Origin of the sequence: Burkholderia contaminans (genome assembly GCF_029633825.1) — a bacterium.
GTDB lineage: Bacteria > Pseudomonadota > Gammaproteobacteria > Burkholderiales > Burkholderiaceae > Burkholderia > Burkholderia contaminans.
In genome coordinates this window covers 2,925,601-2,942,113 of sequence record NZ_CP090641.1, presented here as the reverse complement: position 1 = coordinate 2,942,113, position 16,513 = coordinate 2,925,601, and the positions used below count along the sequence as shown (strand labels likewise).

Annotated in this window: 15 protein-coding genes and 2 pseudogenes; 8 read left to right on the top strand and 9 right to left on the bottom strand. The window is 68.3% G+C overall.

Features of this window, described 5'->3' with window-relative positions; translation table 11 throughout:
• Nucleotides 1-23: 23 nt before the first annotated feature.
• Nucleotides 24-227: pseudogene (locus LXE91_RS30885) on the bottom strand (aldehyde dehydrogenase family protein); the annotation flags it as partial.
• A 15-nt stretch (nt 228-242) separates the two neighbouring features.
• Between LXE91_RS30885 and LXE91_RS30880 the strand changes: the two are divergent.
• A pseudogene (locus tag LXE91_RS30880) lies at nt 243-461 on the top strand (IclR family transcriptional regulator); the annotation flags it as partial.
• A gap of 42 nt (nt 462-503) precedes the next feature.
• On the opposite strand, the gene LXE91_RS30875 reads toward LXE91_RS30880, so the two are convergent.
• The 4 genes from LXE91_RS30875 to LXE91_RS30860 form a co-directional block, all read right to left on the bottom strand.
• Nucleotides 504-827 (bottom strand): hypothetical protein, encoded by a 324-nt coding sequence (locus LXE91_RS30875; protein WP_039357289.1) that lies wholly within the window; start codon nt 825-827, stop codon nt 504-506.
• A gap of 114 nt (nt 828-941) precedes the next feature.
• Nucleotides 942-1,964: a DUF2891 domain-containing protein gene (locus tag LXE91_RS30870; RefSeq protein WP_039357291.1), complete on the bottom strand. Its 1,023-nt coding sequence runs from the start codon at nt 1,962-1,964 to the stop codon at nt 942-944.
• 10 nt (nt 1,965-1,974) lie between these two features.
• On the bottom strand, nt 1,975-2,925 hold the full coding sequence (locus LXE91_RS30865) for a DUF979 domain-containing protein (protein ID WP_039357293.1): 951 nt from the start codon (nt 2,923-2,925) through the stop codon (nt 1,975-1,977).
• Nucleotides 2,922-3,611: a DUF969 domain-containing protein gene (locus tag LXE91_RS30860; RefSeq protein ID WP_039357296.1), complete on the bottom strand. Its 690-nt coding sequence runs from the start codon at nt 3,609-3,611 to the stop codon at nt 2,922-2,924. Before LXE91_RS30860 ends, LXE91_RS30865 begins: the two co-directional genes overlap by 4 nt.
• Nucleotides 3,612-3,947: 336 nt before the next feature.
• Here LXE91_RS30860 and LXE91_RS30855 point away from each other — a divergent pair, with 336 nt between their 5' ends.
• Nucleotides 3,948-4,172 carry a hypothetical protein gene (locus LXE91_RS30855; RefSeq protein ID WP_039357299.1) on the top strand — a complete coding sequence of 75 codons (225 nt, stop codon included), beginning with the start codon at nt 3,948-3,950 and terminating at the stop codon, nt 4,170-4,172.
• A gap of 46 nt (nt 4,173-4,218) precedes the next feature.
• Here the strand turns inward: LXE91_RS30855 and LXE91_RS30850 are convergent, their stop codons facing one another.
• Nucleotides 4,219-4,647: a hypothetical protein gene (locus LXE91_RS30850; RefSeq protein ID WP_039357302.1), complete on the bottom strand. Its 429-nt coding sequence runs from the start codon at nt 4,645-4,647 to the stop codon at nt 4,219-4,221.
• A 337-nt stretch (nt 4,648-4,984) separates the two neighbouring features.
• Here LXE91_RS30850 and cheB point away from each other — a divergent pair, with 337 nt between their 5' ends.
• Both cheB and LXE91_RS30840 read left to right on the top strand, forming a co-directional pair.
• Nucleotides 4,985-5,989, top strand: a complete 1,005-nt coding sequence (cheB, locus tag LXE91_RS30845; RefSeq protein ID WP_039357305.1) for a chemotaxis response regulator protein-glutamate methylesterase — start codon at nt 4,985-4,987, stop codon at nt 5,987-5,989.
• A gap of 66 nt (nt 5,990-6,055) precedes the next feature.
• On the top strand, nt 6,056-7,123 hold the full coding sequence (locus LXE91_RS30840; protein WP_039357308.1) for a response regulator: 1,068 nt from the start codon (nt 6,056-6,058) through the stop codon (nt 7,121-7,123).
• Nucleotides 7,124-7,142: 19 nt separating this feature from the next.
• On the opposite strand, the gene LXE91_RS30835 is transcribed toward LXE91_RS30840, so the two are convergent.
• The gene (locus LXE91_RS30835) at nt 7,143-9,395 is read right to left on the bottom strand and encodes a putative bifunctional diguanylate cyclase/phosphodiesterase (RefSeq protein WP_039357310.1); all 2,253 of its coding nucleotides are present in this window, start codon (nt 9,393-9,395) and stop codon (nt 7,143-7,145) included.
• A gap of 477 nt (nt 9,396-9,872) precedes the next feature.
• Between LXE91_RS30835 and LXE91_RS30830 the strand changes: the two genes are divergently transcribed.
• A complete protein-coding gene (locus LXE91_RS30830) occupies nt 9,873-10,595 on the top strand; it encodes a haloacid dehalogenase type II (RefSeq protein ID WP_039357395.1) in 723 nt (240 codons plus the stop codon).
• Nucleotides 10,596-10,659: 64 nt separating this feature from the next.
• On the opposite strand, the gene LXE91_RS30825 is transcribed toward LXE91_RS30830, so the two are convergent.
• Nucleotides 10,660-11,157 carry an SRPBCC family protein gene (locus LXE91_RS30825; RefSeq protein WP_039357315.1) on the bottom strand — a complete coding sequence of 166 codons (498 nt, stop codon included), beginning with the start codon at nt 11,155-11,157 and terminating at the stop codon, nt 10,660-10,662.
• 284 nt (nt 11,158-11,441) lie between these two features.
• On the bottom strand, nt 11,442-12,401 hold the full coding sequence (locus LXE91_RS30820; RefSeq protein WP_039357318.1) for a LysR family transcriptional regulator: 960 nt from the start codon (nt 12,399-12,401) through the stop codon (nt 11,442-11,444).
• 161 nt (nt 12,402-12,562) lie between these two features.
• On the opposite strand from LXE91_RS30820, the gene LXE91_RS30815 reads away from it, so the two are divergent.
• The 3 genes from LXE91_RS30815 (at nt 12,563) to mmsB (ending at nt 16,428) form a co-directional block, all read left to right on the top strand.
• Nucleotides 12,563-13,882, top strand: a complete 1,320-nt coding sequence (locus tag LXE91_RS30815; protein WP_039357321.1) for an MFS transporter — start codon at nt 12,563-12,565, stop codon at nt 13,880-13,882.
• A gap of 112 nt (nt 13,883-13,994) precedes the next feature.
• Nucleotides 13,995-15,521, top strand: coding sequence for a CoA-acylating methylmalonate-semialdehyde dehydrogenase (locus LXE91_RS30810; protein WP_039357325.1), 1,527 nt, complete (start codon nt 13,995-13,997; stop codon nt 15,519-15,521).
• A 16-nt stretch (nt 15,522-15,537) separates the two neighbouring features.
• Complete coding sequence (gene mmsB / locus LXE91_RS30805; protein ID WP_039357328.1) at nt 15,538-16,428, top strand: 3-hydroxyisobutyrate dehydrogenase; 891 nt, start codon at nt 15,538-15,540, stop codon at nt 16,426-16,428.
• The last annotated feature ends 85 nt before the right edge of the window (nt 16,429-16,513 follow it).

The following is a 16,513-nucleotide window of genomic DNA, read 5'->3' as shown; positions in this document are numbered from 1 at the left end:
TGGTATGCCCTTCCCCGCCGCGCTCACCACGGCAGCGAGTACGTCTTCACGTTCGTGAAGCTCTTCATCGCTTCCTGCAAGCCTTCCTTGTAGCCGAGCCCCGAATCCTTCACGCCGCCGACTTCCAGCTCGGTGATGAAGCGCGTGATGTGGTTGAAGCGGTTCGTGCAGACCGACGACGACAGTGCGAGCGTGCTCGCTTCGTCGAGGTCGGTGTCTTCCATCACGATGATCGGATCGTTGCGCTGGAGCGCAACGCGATGCTCACGCTGAAGAAGATGACCTACCGGACGCTGACCGATGCGCGGTTGCTCGCCGCCGAGCTCGACCGGCTCGCCGTACATGCGCCGACCGCGCGCGCGATACTCAACGATCTGCTGGAGAACGTGCCGAAGATGCGGGAAGCGGCTACGCGGCTCGCGCCGCTGCTGCATGCTGCCGACGGTGCGCCGCCGGGTTGATTGCCGGGTTGATTACCGTTACGCGCTAACGCGTCGAAACGTTCAAGCCAGGTGATAACGCAACCAGAAAGTCTCGCGGCAGGCGTTGTCGAACGTGATCCGCGTCGGGCCGATCGGCTGTGCATCGGGATGGCGGAGCACGTCGTAGTCGATCCAGCATTCCGCGCACAACAGATCGGACGGCGCGCGCTCCTGCTCGACCGAGCGGCGCACGATCGCGCCGTTGTCGAAGCGGTATTCGGTTTCGTCGCGGGTGACCTCGACGTCGTCGTCGGTCCAGCGATCGTGCGACGTCGTGTGCGACACGATCGACACCGGCCCCGAGAGTCCGTGGATCGCGGCAACGTAGGAAATGAGCTTGTCCATGGTGAGGCGCGAGGAGACAGATGGCCGCATCGCGCAACGCATGCGGCGCGATGCAACTCGAGCGGCGAGTATAGCCGCGTGCCGAAGACCTTGCCGCCGGCGGGGTTTCGCGCGCTACGCCTCCAGCGCGAGCAACGCGAACGTCGCGAGCCAGTGCTCGCCCATGTAGTCGCCGGCCACGTGCGCGAGTGCGCTCGCAAGATGCCGGTCGGCCGCCTCGAACAGCTTCGCGCGTCGCGCATCGCCTTCCGGCAGCGCGCCGGCGAGCGCGCGCTGGCACCACGCGCGGCTCAGGTTCAGCCCGTCGAGGTGCGCGATCTTGCCGTCGCTGCGATCGCTGACCGTCGCCGGCTCGAACAGCGTCGCCGGCTCGCCGCGCGCGAGATCGGGCAGGAAGCGCTCGAACCAGCCGTCGAATTCGGCAGCGTGCAGCACGCGCCGCATCAGCTCGGCCTCCATCAGCGCGGGCGACAGGAATTCGTCGCCCGACGGCTCCCACGCTTGGCACGCGACATCGTTCAGGTGCCAGCGCTTCGCGGTATCGACGATCAGCGCCGCGAGCCCGTCGCGCTGCGTGTCGCGCGCGAAATCGAGCGTGAGCGCCAGCGCGAACGCGGTGTTGAAGTGCGTGCCGACCCGCAGCGGATAGGTCGCTTTCGGCAGGAAGGTCTCGAAACGCGACACGAACAGGTCGGTCAGTGGCGCCATCGTCTTCGCCCAGCGCGCGGCCTGCGGCATCGCCCCCTTCAGCGCGAGCCGCTCCAGCTGCGCCGACAGCGCAAGCAGCCACGCCCAGCCGTACGGCCGCTCGAAGCCGCTGTTGTGCGGCAGCGCGAGATACGCGCGCTCGCCGGCGACGTTCGCGTCGGTGAAGTGCGCGTCGACGATCGCGACGATGCGCTCGGCCTCCGGCAATGCCGGGTAGCGTTCGAGCACGCGCAGCACGAGCCAGTAGCCGTGCACGCACGAATGCCAGTCGTAGCTGCCGTAGAAGATCGGGTGCAGCGCGCGCGGCCCCTGCACGTCGTGCGGACCTGCGAGCGAATGCGTGAGCTTGTTCGGATATTCGCGGGTCAGGTGCGCGAGCGCGAGCGACGCGAATTTCGAGGCGAGTTCGGGAGTCAGTCGGTCGGTCATTGGGGTCTCGTCAGAAGCGGAATGCGAACGCGTACATCAGCAGCGTGTTCACGGCGAGCAGCAGCAAGGCCGTCGGCCACTGCACCTTGATCACGCCATTCTTGTCCTTCAGTTCGAGCAGCGCCGCCGGCACGATGTTGAAGTTCGCGGCCATCGGCGTCATCAGCGTACCGCAGAAGCCGCTCAGCATCCCGATCGCGCCGACGATCGCCGGGTTGCCGTGGAACTGGTGGACGATCAGCGGCAGGCCGATGCCGGCCGTCATCACGGGGAACGCGGCGAAGCCGTTGCCCATGATCATCGTGAACAGCGCCATGCCGACCGTGTAGGCCGCGACCACCGCGAACGGCGAATCGATCGGCACCCACTCCCTCACGAGCCCCGACACCACGCCGCCGACACCCGCGACCGCGAACAGCGCGCCGAGCGCCGCGAGCATCTGCGGCAGGATCGCGGCCCAGCCGACCGCGTCCATCGTGTGGCGGGCCTCCTTCACCGCATGCACGGGCGAATCGCGCAGCATCGCGAGCGCGACGGCGAACGCGACGAGCGTGCCGAGCACGAGCGAGATCAGCGTCACGCTCTTCTGGTCGACGAACGGCACGAGCTTCAACGCGAACGTGCCGATCAGCGTGACGACCGGAATCAGCAGCGCGGGCAGGAACAGCCTGTTGCCGAAACGCTGCGCGAGCGTCTCGCGCCGCGTGGCCGCCGCTTCCCCGGCTTCGTCGGACTTGCCGCGCCCGAGCTTGCCCGAGCCGGCGATCACCGCGAGCGCGATCGCGAGGCAGCCCGTCACGAAATGCGGCAGCAACGCGCCGAGCAGGAACGTGACCGCGTAGATCGCCCAGAACGCGAAATTGACGACGCGACGCGGGTTCGTGCGATCGGTCAGGTTGAAGAACGCGAACGCGGCGAACATCAGCCCCGCGAGCGTGTACAGCGATTCGAGGCCGATCATCGTGCGCCCTCCTGCCCCACCAGGCCGAAGCCGCGCGTAAGCCGGCGGTCGAGCAGCGCGAGGCGCGTGCAGTGGATCAGGAGGGCCGCGATCGCGGTCGGGATCGCCCACACCGACAGGTGCAGCGGCTCGATCGAGATGCCGTTCTGTTCGAGAAAGCCCTTGATCAGCAGGATCGACTGGATCGCGATGAAGATGTCCTCGCCGAAGAACACGGCGACGTTGTCGGCGCCCGATGCGTGCGCGCGGATCTGCTGGCGCACCGAATCGGGCAGTTCGCCATGCCGGTTGACCGCGGCGGCCTCGGCCATCGGCGCGATCAGCGGCCGCACCATCTGCGCATGGCCGCCGAGCGACGTGAGGCCGAGCGCGGCCGTCGCCTGGCGCAGCACGAAGTACAGCATCAGCACGCGGCCCGTGGTGGCCGCGTGCACGCGCGAGATCATCCGCTTCGCCTGCTCCTTGAGCCCGTTGCGCTCGAGCAGCGCGATCACCGGCAGCGTCAGCCAGATGAGCCCCATGTAGCGGTTTTCGGTGAACGCCTTGCCGAACGCGCTGACGATGTCGACGAGATTCAGCCCGCCCGCCAGCCCCGTCGCGAGCCCCGCGATCGTGACCACCAGCAGCGCATTGAAGCGCAGCGCAAAGCCGATCACGACGATCGGCACCCCAATCAGCACCAGCATTGCTCCTCCTTGGATCGGACGCGCGGCGCCTTGGCCTGCGCCGCCTGCCCGGTTTGGACCGGGCTCTGACGGCGCAATCTAACACGAGACTTTATCGACAAAAAGTCGACAATTTATTGCTTCGGGTAAACGTTGAAGCTTGCGGACACCGGGCCCGGGCCATGTATCGGCGGTGTTTCGTCGGAGGAATCGGGGACGGCCGGACGGCGCGAACGCGCCGGTCGCGGCACGCGCGTCAGTGCCCCCGCAGGCGGCGTGCAGCGGGCCGCCGCGCGTGGCAGAGCGCCGGTGCGCCGACTACACTGGAAAGCATCGGCAACGGACGGGAGAGCCGCCATGATTGACGTATTCCAGACCATCGGCAGCCGCGCGTTCTCCGCTCACCTGGCGAAGGACGGGATGGTGACGCTGATGGAGCAACGCCATGAGGTCGATCGCGTGACGCTCGCGACCGCGTATGCCGCGCTCGTCGAGGAGTCCGAGCAGGAAGCCGACCTGCTCGACGCGACGGTCGAAGGCATGATGCGCGCGCTGATCCAGGGGTACGCGCGCAGCCATTGACGGCGCGGCTGCGCCCGTCGAAGCGGACGACGGCCGGACGCGGGCGCTACGCGGCCGGCGTACCGGCGCCCGTGTCGAACCACCGGCCCGCGCGCAGTTGCCGGTAGTCGGCCTGCGTGAAGATCCTCAGCAGGTTCGCGACCGCGCCGTTGCTGGCGCGGTCGAGTTCCGTCATGAACGCTTCGACTTCGTCGCGGCCGGCAAACAGGATCGTGCGAAAGTAGCGTTCGCGCTGCGCGTCGGACAGGTTCGTTGCGCGCAGTTGATACGGATGGTGAAGCGCCGCGAACAGGAAATAGAAGCGCTCGGCGTCGTCGCGCAGCACGCGCACCGCGTCCGGATCGACCGGAAAATCGCGGTGGAACGACGCGTGCCCGCTCTCGATATGGATCCTGTACAGCATCCGGCCGTCGTGCTCGATCACGATCGGCGCGTACGGATCGCGGCTGACCAGTACGGTGTCGGGCGCGCTCATCCGGCATGCTCCCCATCTTTTATCGAAGCCGCCACGGTAACATGCCTGCTTCCGCGGCCGGTCGCGCGGAAACCGCCGGACAGGCATGCGCGGGCCGCCCCGGCTCCACGGCGCTCGGCAAACACCCCACAGTCATAGAGGAAACGCACTGAAACGGCACAATGCGCGAATTTTTCGATTGCCGCCGCCCGCGCCGCATGACAGCATTCGGGCGTCGCCAACCAAAAGAATGCCGTGCCGTCCGGCCGCCGATGCCGTCCGGCGGCGCCGAACAGGCAACCCCTTCCATGAACCCGGCCCACCTCCAACATTACGAACCGACCGGAGAATTCCGCTTGTGAACATCGGCATCGTCAACGACCTCCCGCTTGCCGTCGAGGCGATGCGCCGCGCGATCGCGCGCCGGCCCGAGCACCGCGTGCTGTGGGTCGCGACCGACGGCGCGCAAGCCGTCGAGCTGTGCGCCGCGCAGCCGCCCGATGTCGTGCTGATGGACCTGATCATGCCGAAATTCGACGGGATCGAAGCAACGCGGCGGATCATGCGATCCGAACGACCGTGCGCGATCCTGATCGTGACGAGCTGCATCGGCGCGAATGCATGGCGCGTGTTCGAGGCGATGGGCGCCGGCGCGCTCGACGCGGTCGATACGCCGCGGCTCGGCGACGGCGCAGCCGGCGACACGACCCGCCTGCTGCTCGCGAAGATCGACCAGATCGGCCGCCTGCTCGACGCACCCGGCGGCACGCGCCTCGCCGGCACGGCCTCCCGCGCCGGCGGCGGGCCGCTGATCGCGATCGGCGCATCGGCCGGCGGCCCCGGCGCGCTCGCGTCGATTCTCGGCGGCCTGCCGGCCGATTTCAGTGCACCGATCGTGATCGTCCAGCACGTCGACCGCGCGTTCGCCGAGGGCATGGCGCAATGGCTCGACGGCCAGACGCCCCTCACCGTGCGCGTCGCGCACGAAGGCGACCGCCCGCAGCCCGGCGTCGCGCTGCTCGCCGCGACCGACGACCACCTGCGCATCACGCGTGCCGGCACGCTCGAATACACGCGCGAGCCGGCCGCCACGCCGTATCGCCCGTCGGTCGACGTGTTCTTCAACAGCCTGACCGAGCACTGGCCCGGCCGCGTGATCGGCGTGCTGCTCACCGGGATGGGCCGCGACGGCGCGATCGGCCTGAAGGCGCTGCGGATGAAGGGCTACCATACGATCGCGCAGGACGAGGCGACGAGCGCCGTGTACGGCATGCCGAAAGCGGCCGCGACACTCGGCGCGGCGCGCGCGATCCTGCCGCTCGGGCGCATCGCGGGTGAGCTGGCGGCGCTCGCGAGAATCTGAGCCCGACGATGAACACGCGCAACACCATGCCTGCCCCTGCAACAACCGCAACAACCCGCATCGACCATGACCATTGACCCGACTCGCCCGCCAGGCGGCCACTACACGCCGCCCGTCGACGTGCCGGCGATGGTGCTGCTGGTCGATGACCAGACGATCGTCGCGGAAGCCGTGCGACGCGCGCTCGTCGACGAGGAAGGCATCGATTTCCACTACTGCCCGCGCTCGGACGACGCGATGGCCACCGCGATCGAGACGCGGCCGACCGTGATCCTGCAGGACCTCGTGATGCCCGGCACCGACGGGCTGAGCCTCGTGAAGGCGTACCGCGCGAACCCGGCGACGCGCGACGTGCCGATCATCGTGCTGTCGACGCAGGAAGAGCCGGTGATCAAGAGCGCTGCGTTCGCGGCCGGCGCGAACGACTACCTCGTGAAGCTGCCCGACCGCATCGAGCTCGTCGCGCGAGTGCGCTACCACTCGCGCTCGTACATGAACCTGCTGCAGCGCGACGAGGCCTATCGCGCGCTGCGGCAATCGCAGCAGCAGTTGCTCGAAGCCAATCTCGAGCTGCGGCGCCTCACGCATTCCGATGGTCTGACCGGGCTGTCGAACCGGCGCTATCTCGACGAATACCTCGCCGCCGAATGGCGGCGCGGCACGCGCGAGCGCAGCGAGCTGTCGCTGCTGATGATCGACGTCGACAACTTCAAGCTGTACAACGACACGTACGGCCACGTGTCGGGCGACAGCGTGCTCAAGCAGATCGCGTCGACCATCGAGCGCTGCCTCGGCCAGTCGGGCGATCTCGCCGCGCGTTTCGGCGGCGAGGAATTCGCGGTCGTGATGCCGGCCACGTCGCCGGGCGCCGCGCGGCTGCTCGGCGAGAAGATCCGCCTCGCGGTCGAGGCGCTGCGACTGCGGCACGCGCATTCGTCGACCGGCAACACCGTGACGATCAGCATCGGCGGTGCGAGCATCGTGCCGATGCCGGGCCTGCCGACGACCGTGCTGATCGAAGCCGCCGACCGCGCGCTCTATCGCGCGAAGCACGAAGGCAAGAATCGCGTCGAGATCGATGCGACGCCGACGACGCCGGTCCCCGGCGGTTTCGGCGGCCCACGCGTCGACTGAACGCCGAACGCGTGCCCGCTCACATCGCGCCGAGCCGGCGCGCGTAGTCGCTCGGCTCCAGCGGGCGGCTGAACAGATAGCCCTGCTGCATGTCGCAGCCGATCTGCTGCAGGTACCAAGATTGCGCCTGCGTCTCGACGCCTTCGGCCGTGACCTTCATCCCGAGCGAATGCGCCATCGCGACCACGGCCTGCGTGATCGCCACCGAGTCGTGATGATCGGGCACGCCTGACACGAACGAGCGGTCGACCTTCAGGTTGTGCAGCGGAAAGCGCTTCAGGTACGCGAGCGATGAATAGCCGGTGCCGAAATCGTCGACCGAGATCCGCACGTTCATGTCCGTGAGCGCCTCGAGCATCGGCAGCACGGTGTCCGTGTCGTTCATCAGCAGTCCTTCGGTAATCTCGAGTTCGAGCGCGCACGGATCGAGCCGAGTCTGCGCGAGGCAGCGCTCGACCGATTCGACGAGCCCTTCGTGGAACTGCCGCGGCGACAGGTTGACGGCCAGCATCATGTCGGGCGCGATCGTGCGGCGCCATTCGGCCGCCTGCCGGCACGCGGTTTCGAGCACCCACTGGCCGATCGCGACGATCAGCCCCGTATCTTCCGCGACCGGAATGAACTCCGCCGGCGATATCGGCCCGAGCTCGGGGCTCGTCCAGCGCAAGAGCGCCTCGGCGCCGACCGTGCGGCCGCTGCGCGCATCGACGACGGGCTGGTACGCGAGCCGCAGCATGTCCGACGAAAGCGCGCGCCGCAGCGACTGCTCGATCGCGAAGCGGCGCTGCAGCCGCAGGTTGAGCTGCGCGGTGAAGAACGTGAAGTGGTTGCGGCCGCGCTGCTTCGCGTCGTACATCGCCGAATCGGCATTGCGCATCAGCGTGACGGCATCGTCGCCGTCGCGCGGCGCGACGCTGATCCCGATCGACACGCCGAGCCAGTATTCGTTGTTCGCGATGGCAAACGGCTTGGCGATCGCGTCGATCACCTCGCGCGCGAGCACCGCGAGCCGGTCGGGATCGTCGCAATCGTCGACGAGGATCACGAACTCGTCACCGCCGACCCGCGTCAGCGCGTACTGGCCGCCGCCGCACGCCGCGAGCCGCGCCGCCACGCTGCGCAGCAGCGCGTCGCCCACGTCGTGACCGGCGGTGTCGTTGACCTTCTTGAAACCGACGAGATCGATGAACAGGATCGCGACGCGTGCGGGCCCGCCGGCCGCCGCATCGTGTCCGCCGAACAGCTCGCGCATGCGGTCGCCGAGCCAGCGGCGGTTGTAGAGACCCGTCAGCGCATCGCGCGTCGCCAGGTAGCGCAACTGCTGCTGCGCTTCGCGCACGGGGCCGATGTCGTTGAACGACACGAGCACCGAGTCGGCCTGCTTCTCGCCGGGCCTCACGATCGGCACCGCGTTGCCGCGCACCCAGATGATGTCGCCGTCCGCGAGGCCGAAGCCGACCGTGTAGTCGAGCTGCGGCGTGGCCGTCTCGAGCGCGCGCCGGCTCGGCCAGTCGTCGGGTGCGATCGGCGTGCCGTCCTCGTGCAGCTTGCGCAGGATCACCGTCGTCAGCCGGCGGCCGACGAGGTCGCCCTTCACGCGCATCATCCGGTTCGCACTCGGGTTGCTCGCGATCACGACGCCGTCGCGCGATACCACGAGGATCCCTTCGTTCAGGCTGTTGACCACGAGCCGGTGATGTTCCTCGCTGCGCGCGAGCTGTCGCGCGATCCGGTCCTGGTGCACCGCGAGGCCGACGCTGTTGCCGATATCGCGCAACAGTGCGGTTTCCTCGTCGCCCGGCCGGCGTGGCGCGCGGTGATAGACGGCGAATGCGCCGAGCACGACGCCCGCCTCGTCGAGGAACGGCACCGACCAGCATGCGCGCAAGCCCAGCGGCAGTGCGACCGCACGGTAATCGGCCCACAGGGGATCGGTTTCGATGTCTTCGACGACGACCATCCGGCGCAGGTACATCGCCGTGCCGCACGAGCCGGCCGCTGGCCCGATCGGCGCGCCTTCGATCGCCGTGCTGTACTGCGCGGGCAGCGATGGCGCTGCGCCGACGTGCACATGCGTGCCGTCGCTATCGAGCAGCAGGATCGTGCACGATGCACCGTCGCCGAGCAAAGCTTCAGCGCGCCGGCAGACTTCGACGAGCAGCTCCGGCAGCGGTGTGTTGCGCGTGATCAGCCTCAGCACGCTTTGCTCGGACGCGAGCACTTCCGCCGCGAGCCCGAGACTGTAACGAGAACTTTGCGGTTCGGTATTCAAGATGAATCCTGCCGTCTGTCCGATCGGGTCTGATGCGCCCGATTCGTTTTCGATCCTTCGTGCCGTTTTTCGCTCCGGGTTTACGCCGATGCCCGGTGCGCCCCGTATTGCGCGCGGTGCCGACGCGCGCCGAAGTACATTTAACACCAATCCGCGACAAGCGGCGCATCCGCGTGCATAGGGGTTACGCGTGGTCCGCTCGGCGGTTGCAGCCGGCAGTCAGCTCGCCGAAAGACTTGCGCGCGGCGCGACGGCCCGGGGCCACGCCGCGCGTGGTGCGCGGCGAGCATGCAAACCGTTCGTCAGATTGTGGCGGCGACGGGCCTGCGTCCGCGAACTCGACGAGCAGGCCGCACGACCTCGCTGTCGGCCAAGCCGCCATTCCCTATCCGTGATTCAATGACGATCGAGCCGGCGTCGCGCATTCCGGCGGCACGGCGATTCGCCACCTCATCGATCGACCCTCACTGGATCACCATGACGAACCCTGCCGAAATCAAGGCGCTCGTTTTCGATGTCTTCGGAACGATCGTCGACTGGAGAAGCGGCGTCGCACGCGGCGCCGCCGCGTTCCTTGACCGCCATGCCCCCTCGCTCGACCCGCTCGAATTCGCCGATGCGTGGCGGGCCGAATATTCGCCGTCGATGGAAGAAATCCGCAGCGGGCGCCGCCGCTACGTGCGCCTCGACGTCCTGCACCGCGAGAACCTCGTCCGCACGCTCGACCGCTACGGGATCGTCGACGTGCCGGACGCCGACATCGATGCGCTCAACCTCGCGTGGCACAGCCTCGACCCGTGGCCCGACGCCGTCGCGGCGCTGCAACGGCTGAAGCGGCGCTTCATCATCGCGCCGCTGTCGAACGGCAACATCCGGCTGATGGTCGACGTCGCGAAACGCGCGGGGCTGCCGTGGGATGCGATTCTCGGCGCGGAGGTCGTCCGCGCGTACAAGCCGTCGCCGCAGGTCTATAGCGATACGGTCGAGATTCTCGGCGTCGAACCGGCCGAGCTGTGCCTGGTCGCCGCACACAACGGCGATCTCGCGGCCGCGCGCCGGCAGGGGCTGTCGACCGCGTTCGTGCTGCGGCCGACCGAACACGGGCCCGGCCAGACGACCGACCTGAAAGCCGACGACGCGTGGGATTTCGACGTCAAGGACCTGAACGAACTCGCGGACCGGCTCGAGTGCCCGCGTTGAAAACCGGGTTCCGGTGCGCGATCGCGAGGAGGCCGGCGGCTCGTCGAACGCCGGCTCCCACGGCCTAGCGCGCCGGCGCCATCCCGACCGCCTGCCCCTGCGCCGCCGTCGCGAGACGCCGCCAGTTGCGGGCTGCATACCGGTGCGCCTGCTGCAACGCGAGCCACAACCCGATCTGCCGAACCGGCCTGAAAAGGCCGCGTGCACTGAACACGGTGCGCCGCTCGACGCGCGTCCTGCCGCCTTCGATGGGCGTCAGCGTGAATTCGTCCTCGAGCAGGCCGACCCAGTCGCGGCACCACACCGTCGACGCCACCATCCGGTAACGCAGCCGGCGAGGCTCGTCGAGCACGAGAATCCGCTGGTCGATGGTGCCGCGATCGGTCGTGCACTGCCGTGTGTTGCCGACGGCCGGCACGCCTTCGAGCACGCGGCAGCTGACCGGCTTCGGCACGCCGAGGCGGAACAGCAACGGCCGCGTGTCGTCCATCCGCGCATGCAGAAAATGCGGCCACACATGCTCGGGCCGGCAATCGAACGTCCACTGCGAATGAATTTCCACGACCGTCTCCTGGCGGCTGTCGGTGCCGACATCATGGCACAACCGCCCCGCCGCCTCCGCTACTTCACGACCGCGCGCCAAGCCGTTCGCGCGTAGATGAGCAGCAACGGCAGCAGCGCGAGCGCGAACAGCAGGCTGAGCGCCGGCACCCACACCGGCCACTGCTGCGGATTCCCGCGCGCCCAGATCTGCGTTTCCCCGATAACCGGCCGGATCTTCGTCGGCCGCTTTTTTCGTCCAGATCGATCACATCGTCGCCGTCGCCACCGCCCCCCCTCGCTCCGCTATTCCGGCTCGCCGACGAATCTCAGCTTCCCCGACTCCCCCGACAGCAGCGCGCGGTTCGCATCCGCCGCCGCACGCAGGTAATCCCACAGCGCGGTCACGCGCCGCAGCTTGCGCAGATCCTCGCGGCACGTCAGCCAGAAGCACCGCGTGACGACCACGTCGTCCGGCAACACCGGCACCAGCGCCGGCTGCGTGGCCGCCATGAAGCACGGCAGGATCGCCAGCCCTCCGCCCTGCAGCGCCGCGAAATACTGCGCAATCACGCTCGTCGTGCGCAGGCCGGCCGTCGCGCCCGGCACCGCGCGGTCCAGGTACAGCAATTCGTTGCTGAATGCGAGATCGTCGACGTAGCTGATGAACGCGTGCTGCGCGAGATCGTCCGTGCACGTAATCGGCGCGTGGTTCGCGAGATAGTCGCGCGTCGCATAGAGCCGCAGCTGGTAGTCGCACAGCTTGGTGACCACGTAAGGCCCGCGCTCGGGCCGCTCGAGCGTGATCGCCAGGTCCGCCTCGCGCTTGGGCAGGTTGACGAAGTGCGGCACCGGCAGCAGGTCGACCGTCACGTGCGGATGCTCGGCGCGGAACTGCGCGAGCTGCGGCGCGAGAAAGAAGCAGCCGAACCCTTCCGTCGACCCGATCCGCACATGGCCCGACAGCGCCTCGCCCGTATTCGCGACCTGGTCGCACGCGGACTGCACGGTCGTCTCCATCGCGTCCGCATACGCGACGAGCCGCTGCCCTTCGGCCGTCAGCGTGAAGCCGCCGGAACGCGACTTGTCGAACAGCAGCGTGCCCATCGCGGCCTCGAGCGCGCGAATGCGCCGCGCGACGGTCGTGTAGTCGACGCCCAGCCGCTTCGCGGCGCCGCTCGCGCGCTGCGTGCGTGCGACTTCGAGGAAAAAGCGCAGGTCGTCCCAGTTCAGGTTGCCGGAAACCGGCTCGGTGGCGTGTCGCATTAGCGAGGGAAAAAGGGGCTGGAGTCTCCGGGCCGGACGTCGATATGCATAAATGCATATCCAACCGGTTTCTTTATCGGTACATCATGAATCTGCGCATAACTATACTCGACCGTGACCTGCGGACCATGAGCCGCGGGCAACAAAAAACCGGAGACACCATGCAGACCCGATCCACCCTCGATGAGCATGCGACCATCGCGGCGCCAGCGCCCGAGCGCACCGCGAAGCACTACCTGCTGGCCGGCTGGGCCAGCATGGCCGGCACCACCATCGAGTGGTACGACTTCTTCCTCTACGGCACTGCCGCCGCCCTCGTCTTCAATCGCATCTTCTTCCCGTCGCTGGACCCGGTCGTCGGCACGCTCGCCGCGTTCGGCACGTTCGCGGTCGGCTTCATCGGGCGGCCGATGGGCGGCATCGTGTTCGGCCACTTCGGCGACCGCATCGGCCGCAAGTCGATGCTGATGATCACGCTGCTGCTGATGGGCGTGCCGAGCATGATCATCGGGCTGATCCCGTCGTACGACCGCATCGGCTACTGGGCCGCCGCGCTCCTGATCGCCATGCGCTTCCTGCAGGGGATGGCCGTCGGCGGCGAATGGGGCGGCGCGGTGCTGATGGCTGTCGAGCACGCGCCGAAGGGCCGCAAGGGGCTGTTCGGCAGCCTGCCGCAGACGGGCGTCGGGCTCGGCCTGATCCTGTCGTCGGTCGCGATGGCCGCGGTGGCCGCGCTGCCGGAAGCCGACATGCTGTCGTGGGGCTGGCGCGTGCCGTTCCTCGCGAGCATCGCGCTCGTCGGCCTCGGCTGGTTCATCCGCGCGAAGGTGCCCGAGTCGCCCGACTTCGAGAAGATGCAGCGCCAGGGCAAGGCCGAGAAATCGCCGGTGACGGCCGCGCTGCGCCGTCATCCGCGCGAGGTGCTGACGATCGTCGGCGCGCGCGCCGCCGAGAACACCTGGTTCTACATGGTCGTCACGTTCGCGCTCGCTTACGCGACGCAGCAGCTGCACCTGCCGAAGGCCGAGATGCTGCACGCGATCACGGCCGGCGCGGCGCTCTCGCTCGTCACGATGCCGCTGTGCGGCCATCTGAGCGACCGCATCGGCCAGCGCCGGATGTTCGCGATCGGCCTCGTGCTGATGTGCGCGTTCGCCGCGCCGTTCTTCCTGATGCTCGGCACGCAGCAGGTGTCGTACGCGTGGTGGGCGATCGTGCTCGGCCTCGGCGTCGTGTTCCCGATCCTGTACGCACCGGAATCGCTGCTGTTCGCACAGCAGTTCCCCGCGGAAATCCGCTACAGCGGCATCTCGCTGTCGGTGCAGCTGGCGGGCGTGATCGGCGGCGGATTCGCGCCGATGATCGCGACGTCGCTGCTCAAGGCCGGCGGCGGCCAGCCGCACTACGTGATCGCGTACCTCGTCGGCTTCGGCGTGTTCGCGCTCATGTGCACCGCGTTGATGCGACCGGCACGCGCCTGAGCACGCCGGCCTGCATTCGATCGATTTCAGTTCGGCCTGCTACCCGCCGCGCATCCATGCGCGGCGGAAGCAGACACCCTTTTCGTCGTCACACCGCTTTACGGAGACATCCATGAACGCCGCAGTTCCCCAGACCACCCTCGCCCTGCCCACCGCCAAGCTGCTGATCGACGGCGCGTTCGTCGAATCGCAAAGCGCCGAATGGGGCGACATCGTCAACCCGGCGACGCAGGAAGTGATCGGCCGCGTGCCGTTTGCGACGCTCGACGAGGTCGATGCCGCGATCGCGTCCGCGCAGCGCGCGTTCCAGACGTGGAAGACGACGCCGATCGGCGCGCGGCTGCGCATCATGCTGAAATTCCAGGATCTCGTGCGCCGCAATCTCGAACGGATCGCGCACACGTTGACGGCCGAGCAAGGCAAGACGCTGCCCGACGCGCAGGGCGACATCTTCCGCGGCCTCGAAGTGGTCGAGCACGCGTGCTCGATCGGCACGCTGCAGCAAGGCGAATTCGCGGAGAACGTCGCGGGCGGTGTCGATACCTACACGCTGCGCCAGCCGATCGGCGTGTGCGCGGGCATCACGCCGTTCAACTTCCCCGGCATGATCCCGCTGTGGATGTTCCCGATGGCGATCGTGTGCGGCAACACGTTCGTGCTGAAGCCGTCGGAGCAGGACCCGCTGTCGACGATGCAGCTCGTCGAACTCGCGATCGAGGCTGGCGTGCCGCAAGGTGTACTGAACGTCGTGCACGGCGGCAAGACGGTGGTCGACCGGCTCTGCACGCACCCGGACATCAAGGCGATCTCGTTCGTCGGCTCGACGCGCGTCGGCACGCACGTGTACAACCTCGGCAGCCAGCACGGCAAGCGCGTGCAGTCGATGATGGGCGCGAAGAACCACGCGGTCGTGCTGCCCGATGCGCACCGCGAGCAGTCGATCAACGCGCTCGTCGGCGCGGGCTTCGGCGCAGCCGGCCAGCGCTGCATGGCGACGTCGGTCGTCGTGCTGGTCGGCAAGGCTCGCGACTGGTTGCCTGAACTCGTCGAGAAGGCGAAGGCGCTGAAGATCAACGCGGGCCACGAGCCGGGTACCGATGTCGGCCCGGTCGTGTCGAAGGCCGCGCATGCGCGCATCACCGCGCTGATCGACGAAGGCGTGAAAGCCGGCGCGAAGCTCGAACTCGACGGCCGCAACGTGAAGGTGCCCGGCTACGAGCAGGGCAACTTCGTCGGCCCGACGATCTTCTCGGGCGTGACGACCGACATGTCGATCTACACGGAAGAAATCTTCGGGCCGGTGGTGGTCGTGCTCGAAGCCGACACGCTCGATGAAGCGATCGCGCTCGTCAACCGCAACCCGATGGGCAACGGCGTCGGCCTGTTCACGCAGAGCGGCGCGGCCGCACGCAAGTTCCAGAGCGAGATCGACATCGGCCAGGTCGGCATCAACATCCCGATCCCGGTGCCGGTGCCCTACTTCAGCTTCACCGGCTCGCGCGGCTCGAAGCTCGGCGATCTCGGCCCGTACGGCAAGCAGGTCGTGCAGTTCTATACGCAGACCAAGACGGTCACCGCGCGCTGGTTCGACGACGACGCGACCGCCGGTGGCGTGAACACGACGATCGCGCTGCGCTGACCCACGGAGCCTGACCATGGAAATTGCATTCATCGGACTCGGCAACATGGGCGGCCCGATGGCCGCCAACCTGCTGAAAGCCGGCCACGCACTGACGGTGTTCGACCTCGACGCGCACGCGGTCGACGTCGCAGTGCGCGCCGGCGCGACGGCCGCCGGCTCGCCGCGCGAAGCGGCAGCGCGCGGCGCCATCGTGATCACGATGCTGCCGGCCGCGCAGCACGTACGCGCGGTCTATCTCGGCGATGACGGCGTGCTGGCCGGCACACGCGCCGGCGCTGCGCTGATCGACTGCAGCACGATCGATCCGGGCACCGTGCGCGCGGTGGCCGACGCCGCCGCGCAACGCGGCTTCCCGCTCGCCGACGCGCCCGTGTCGGGCGGCACCGGCGGTGCGCAGGCCGGCACGCTGACCTTCATGGTCGGCGCGGACGCCGCGCTGTTCGAGCGCATCCGCCCGGTGCTGCTCGACATGGGCAAGAACGTCGTGCAGTGCGGCGGCACGGGCACCGGGCAGATCGCGAAGATCTGCAACAACCTGTTGCTCGGGATCTCGATGATGGGCGTATCGGAAGCGATGGCGCTCGGCGCGGCGCTCGGAATCGATCCGGCCGTGCTGGCCGGCATCATCAATACGTCGACCGGCCGCTGCTGGAGCTCGGACACGTACAACCCGTATCCGGGCGTGAGCGACACCGCGCCGGCCGCGCGCGGCTACGCGGGCGGGTTCGCGGCGAACCTGATGCTGAAGGATCTCGGGCTCGCGACCGAAGCGGCGCGCAGCGCCCACCAGCCGGTGTGGATGGGCGCGCTTGCGCAGCAGCTCTATCAGTCGATGAGCCAGCAGGGGCTCGGCACGCTCGACTTCTCCGCGTGCGTGAAGCTGTACGAGGCGCAGCCGGCGTAACCGCCGCCTGCACCGGACGTGCGCCGACCCGCGATGCGCCTGAACGGCCTCGCGGGTCGTTTTGCATGCGGGGGAAGGAAAACGT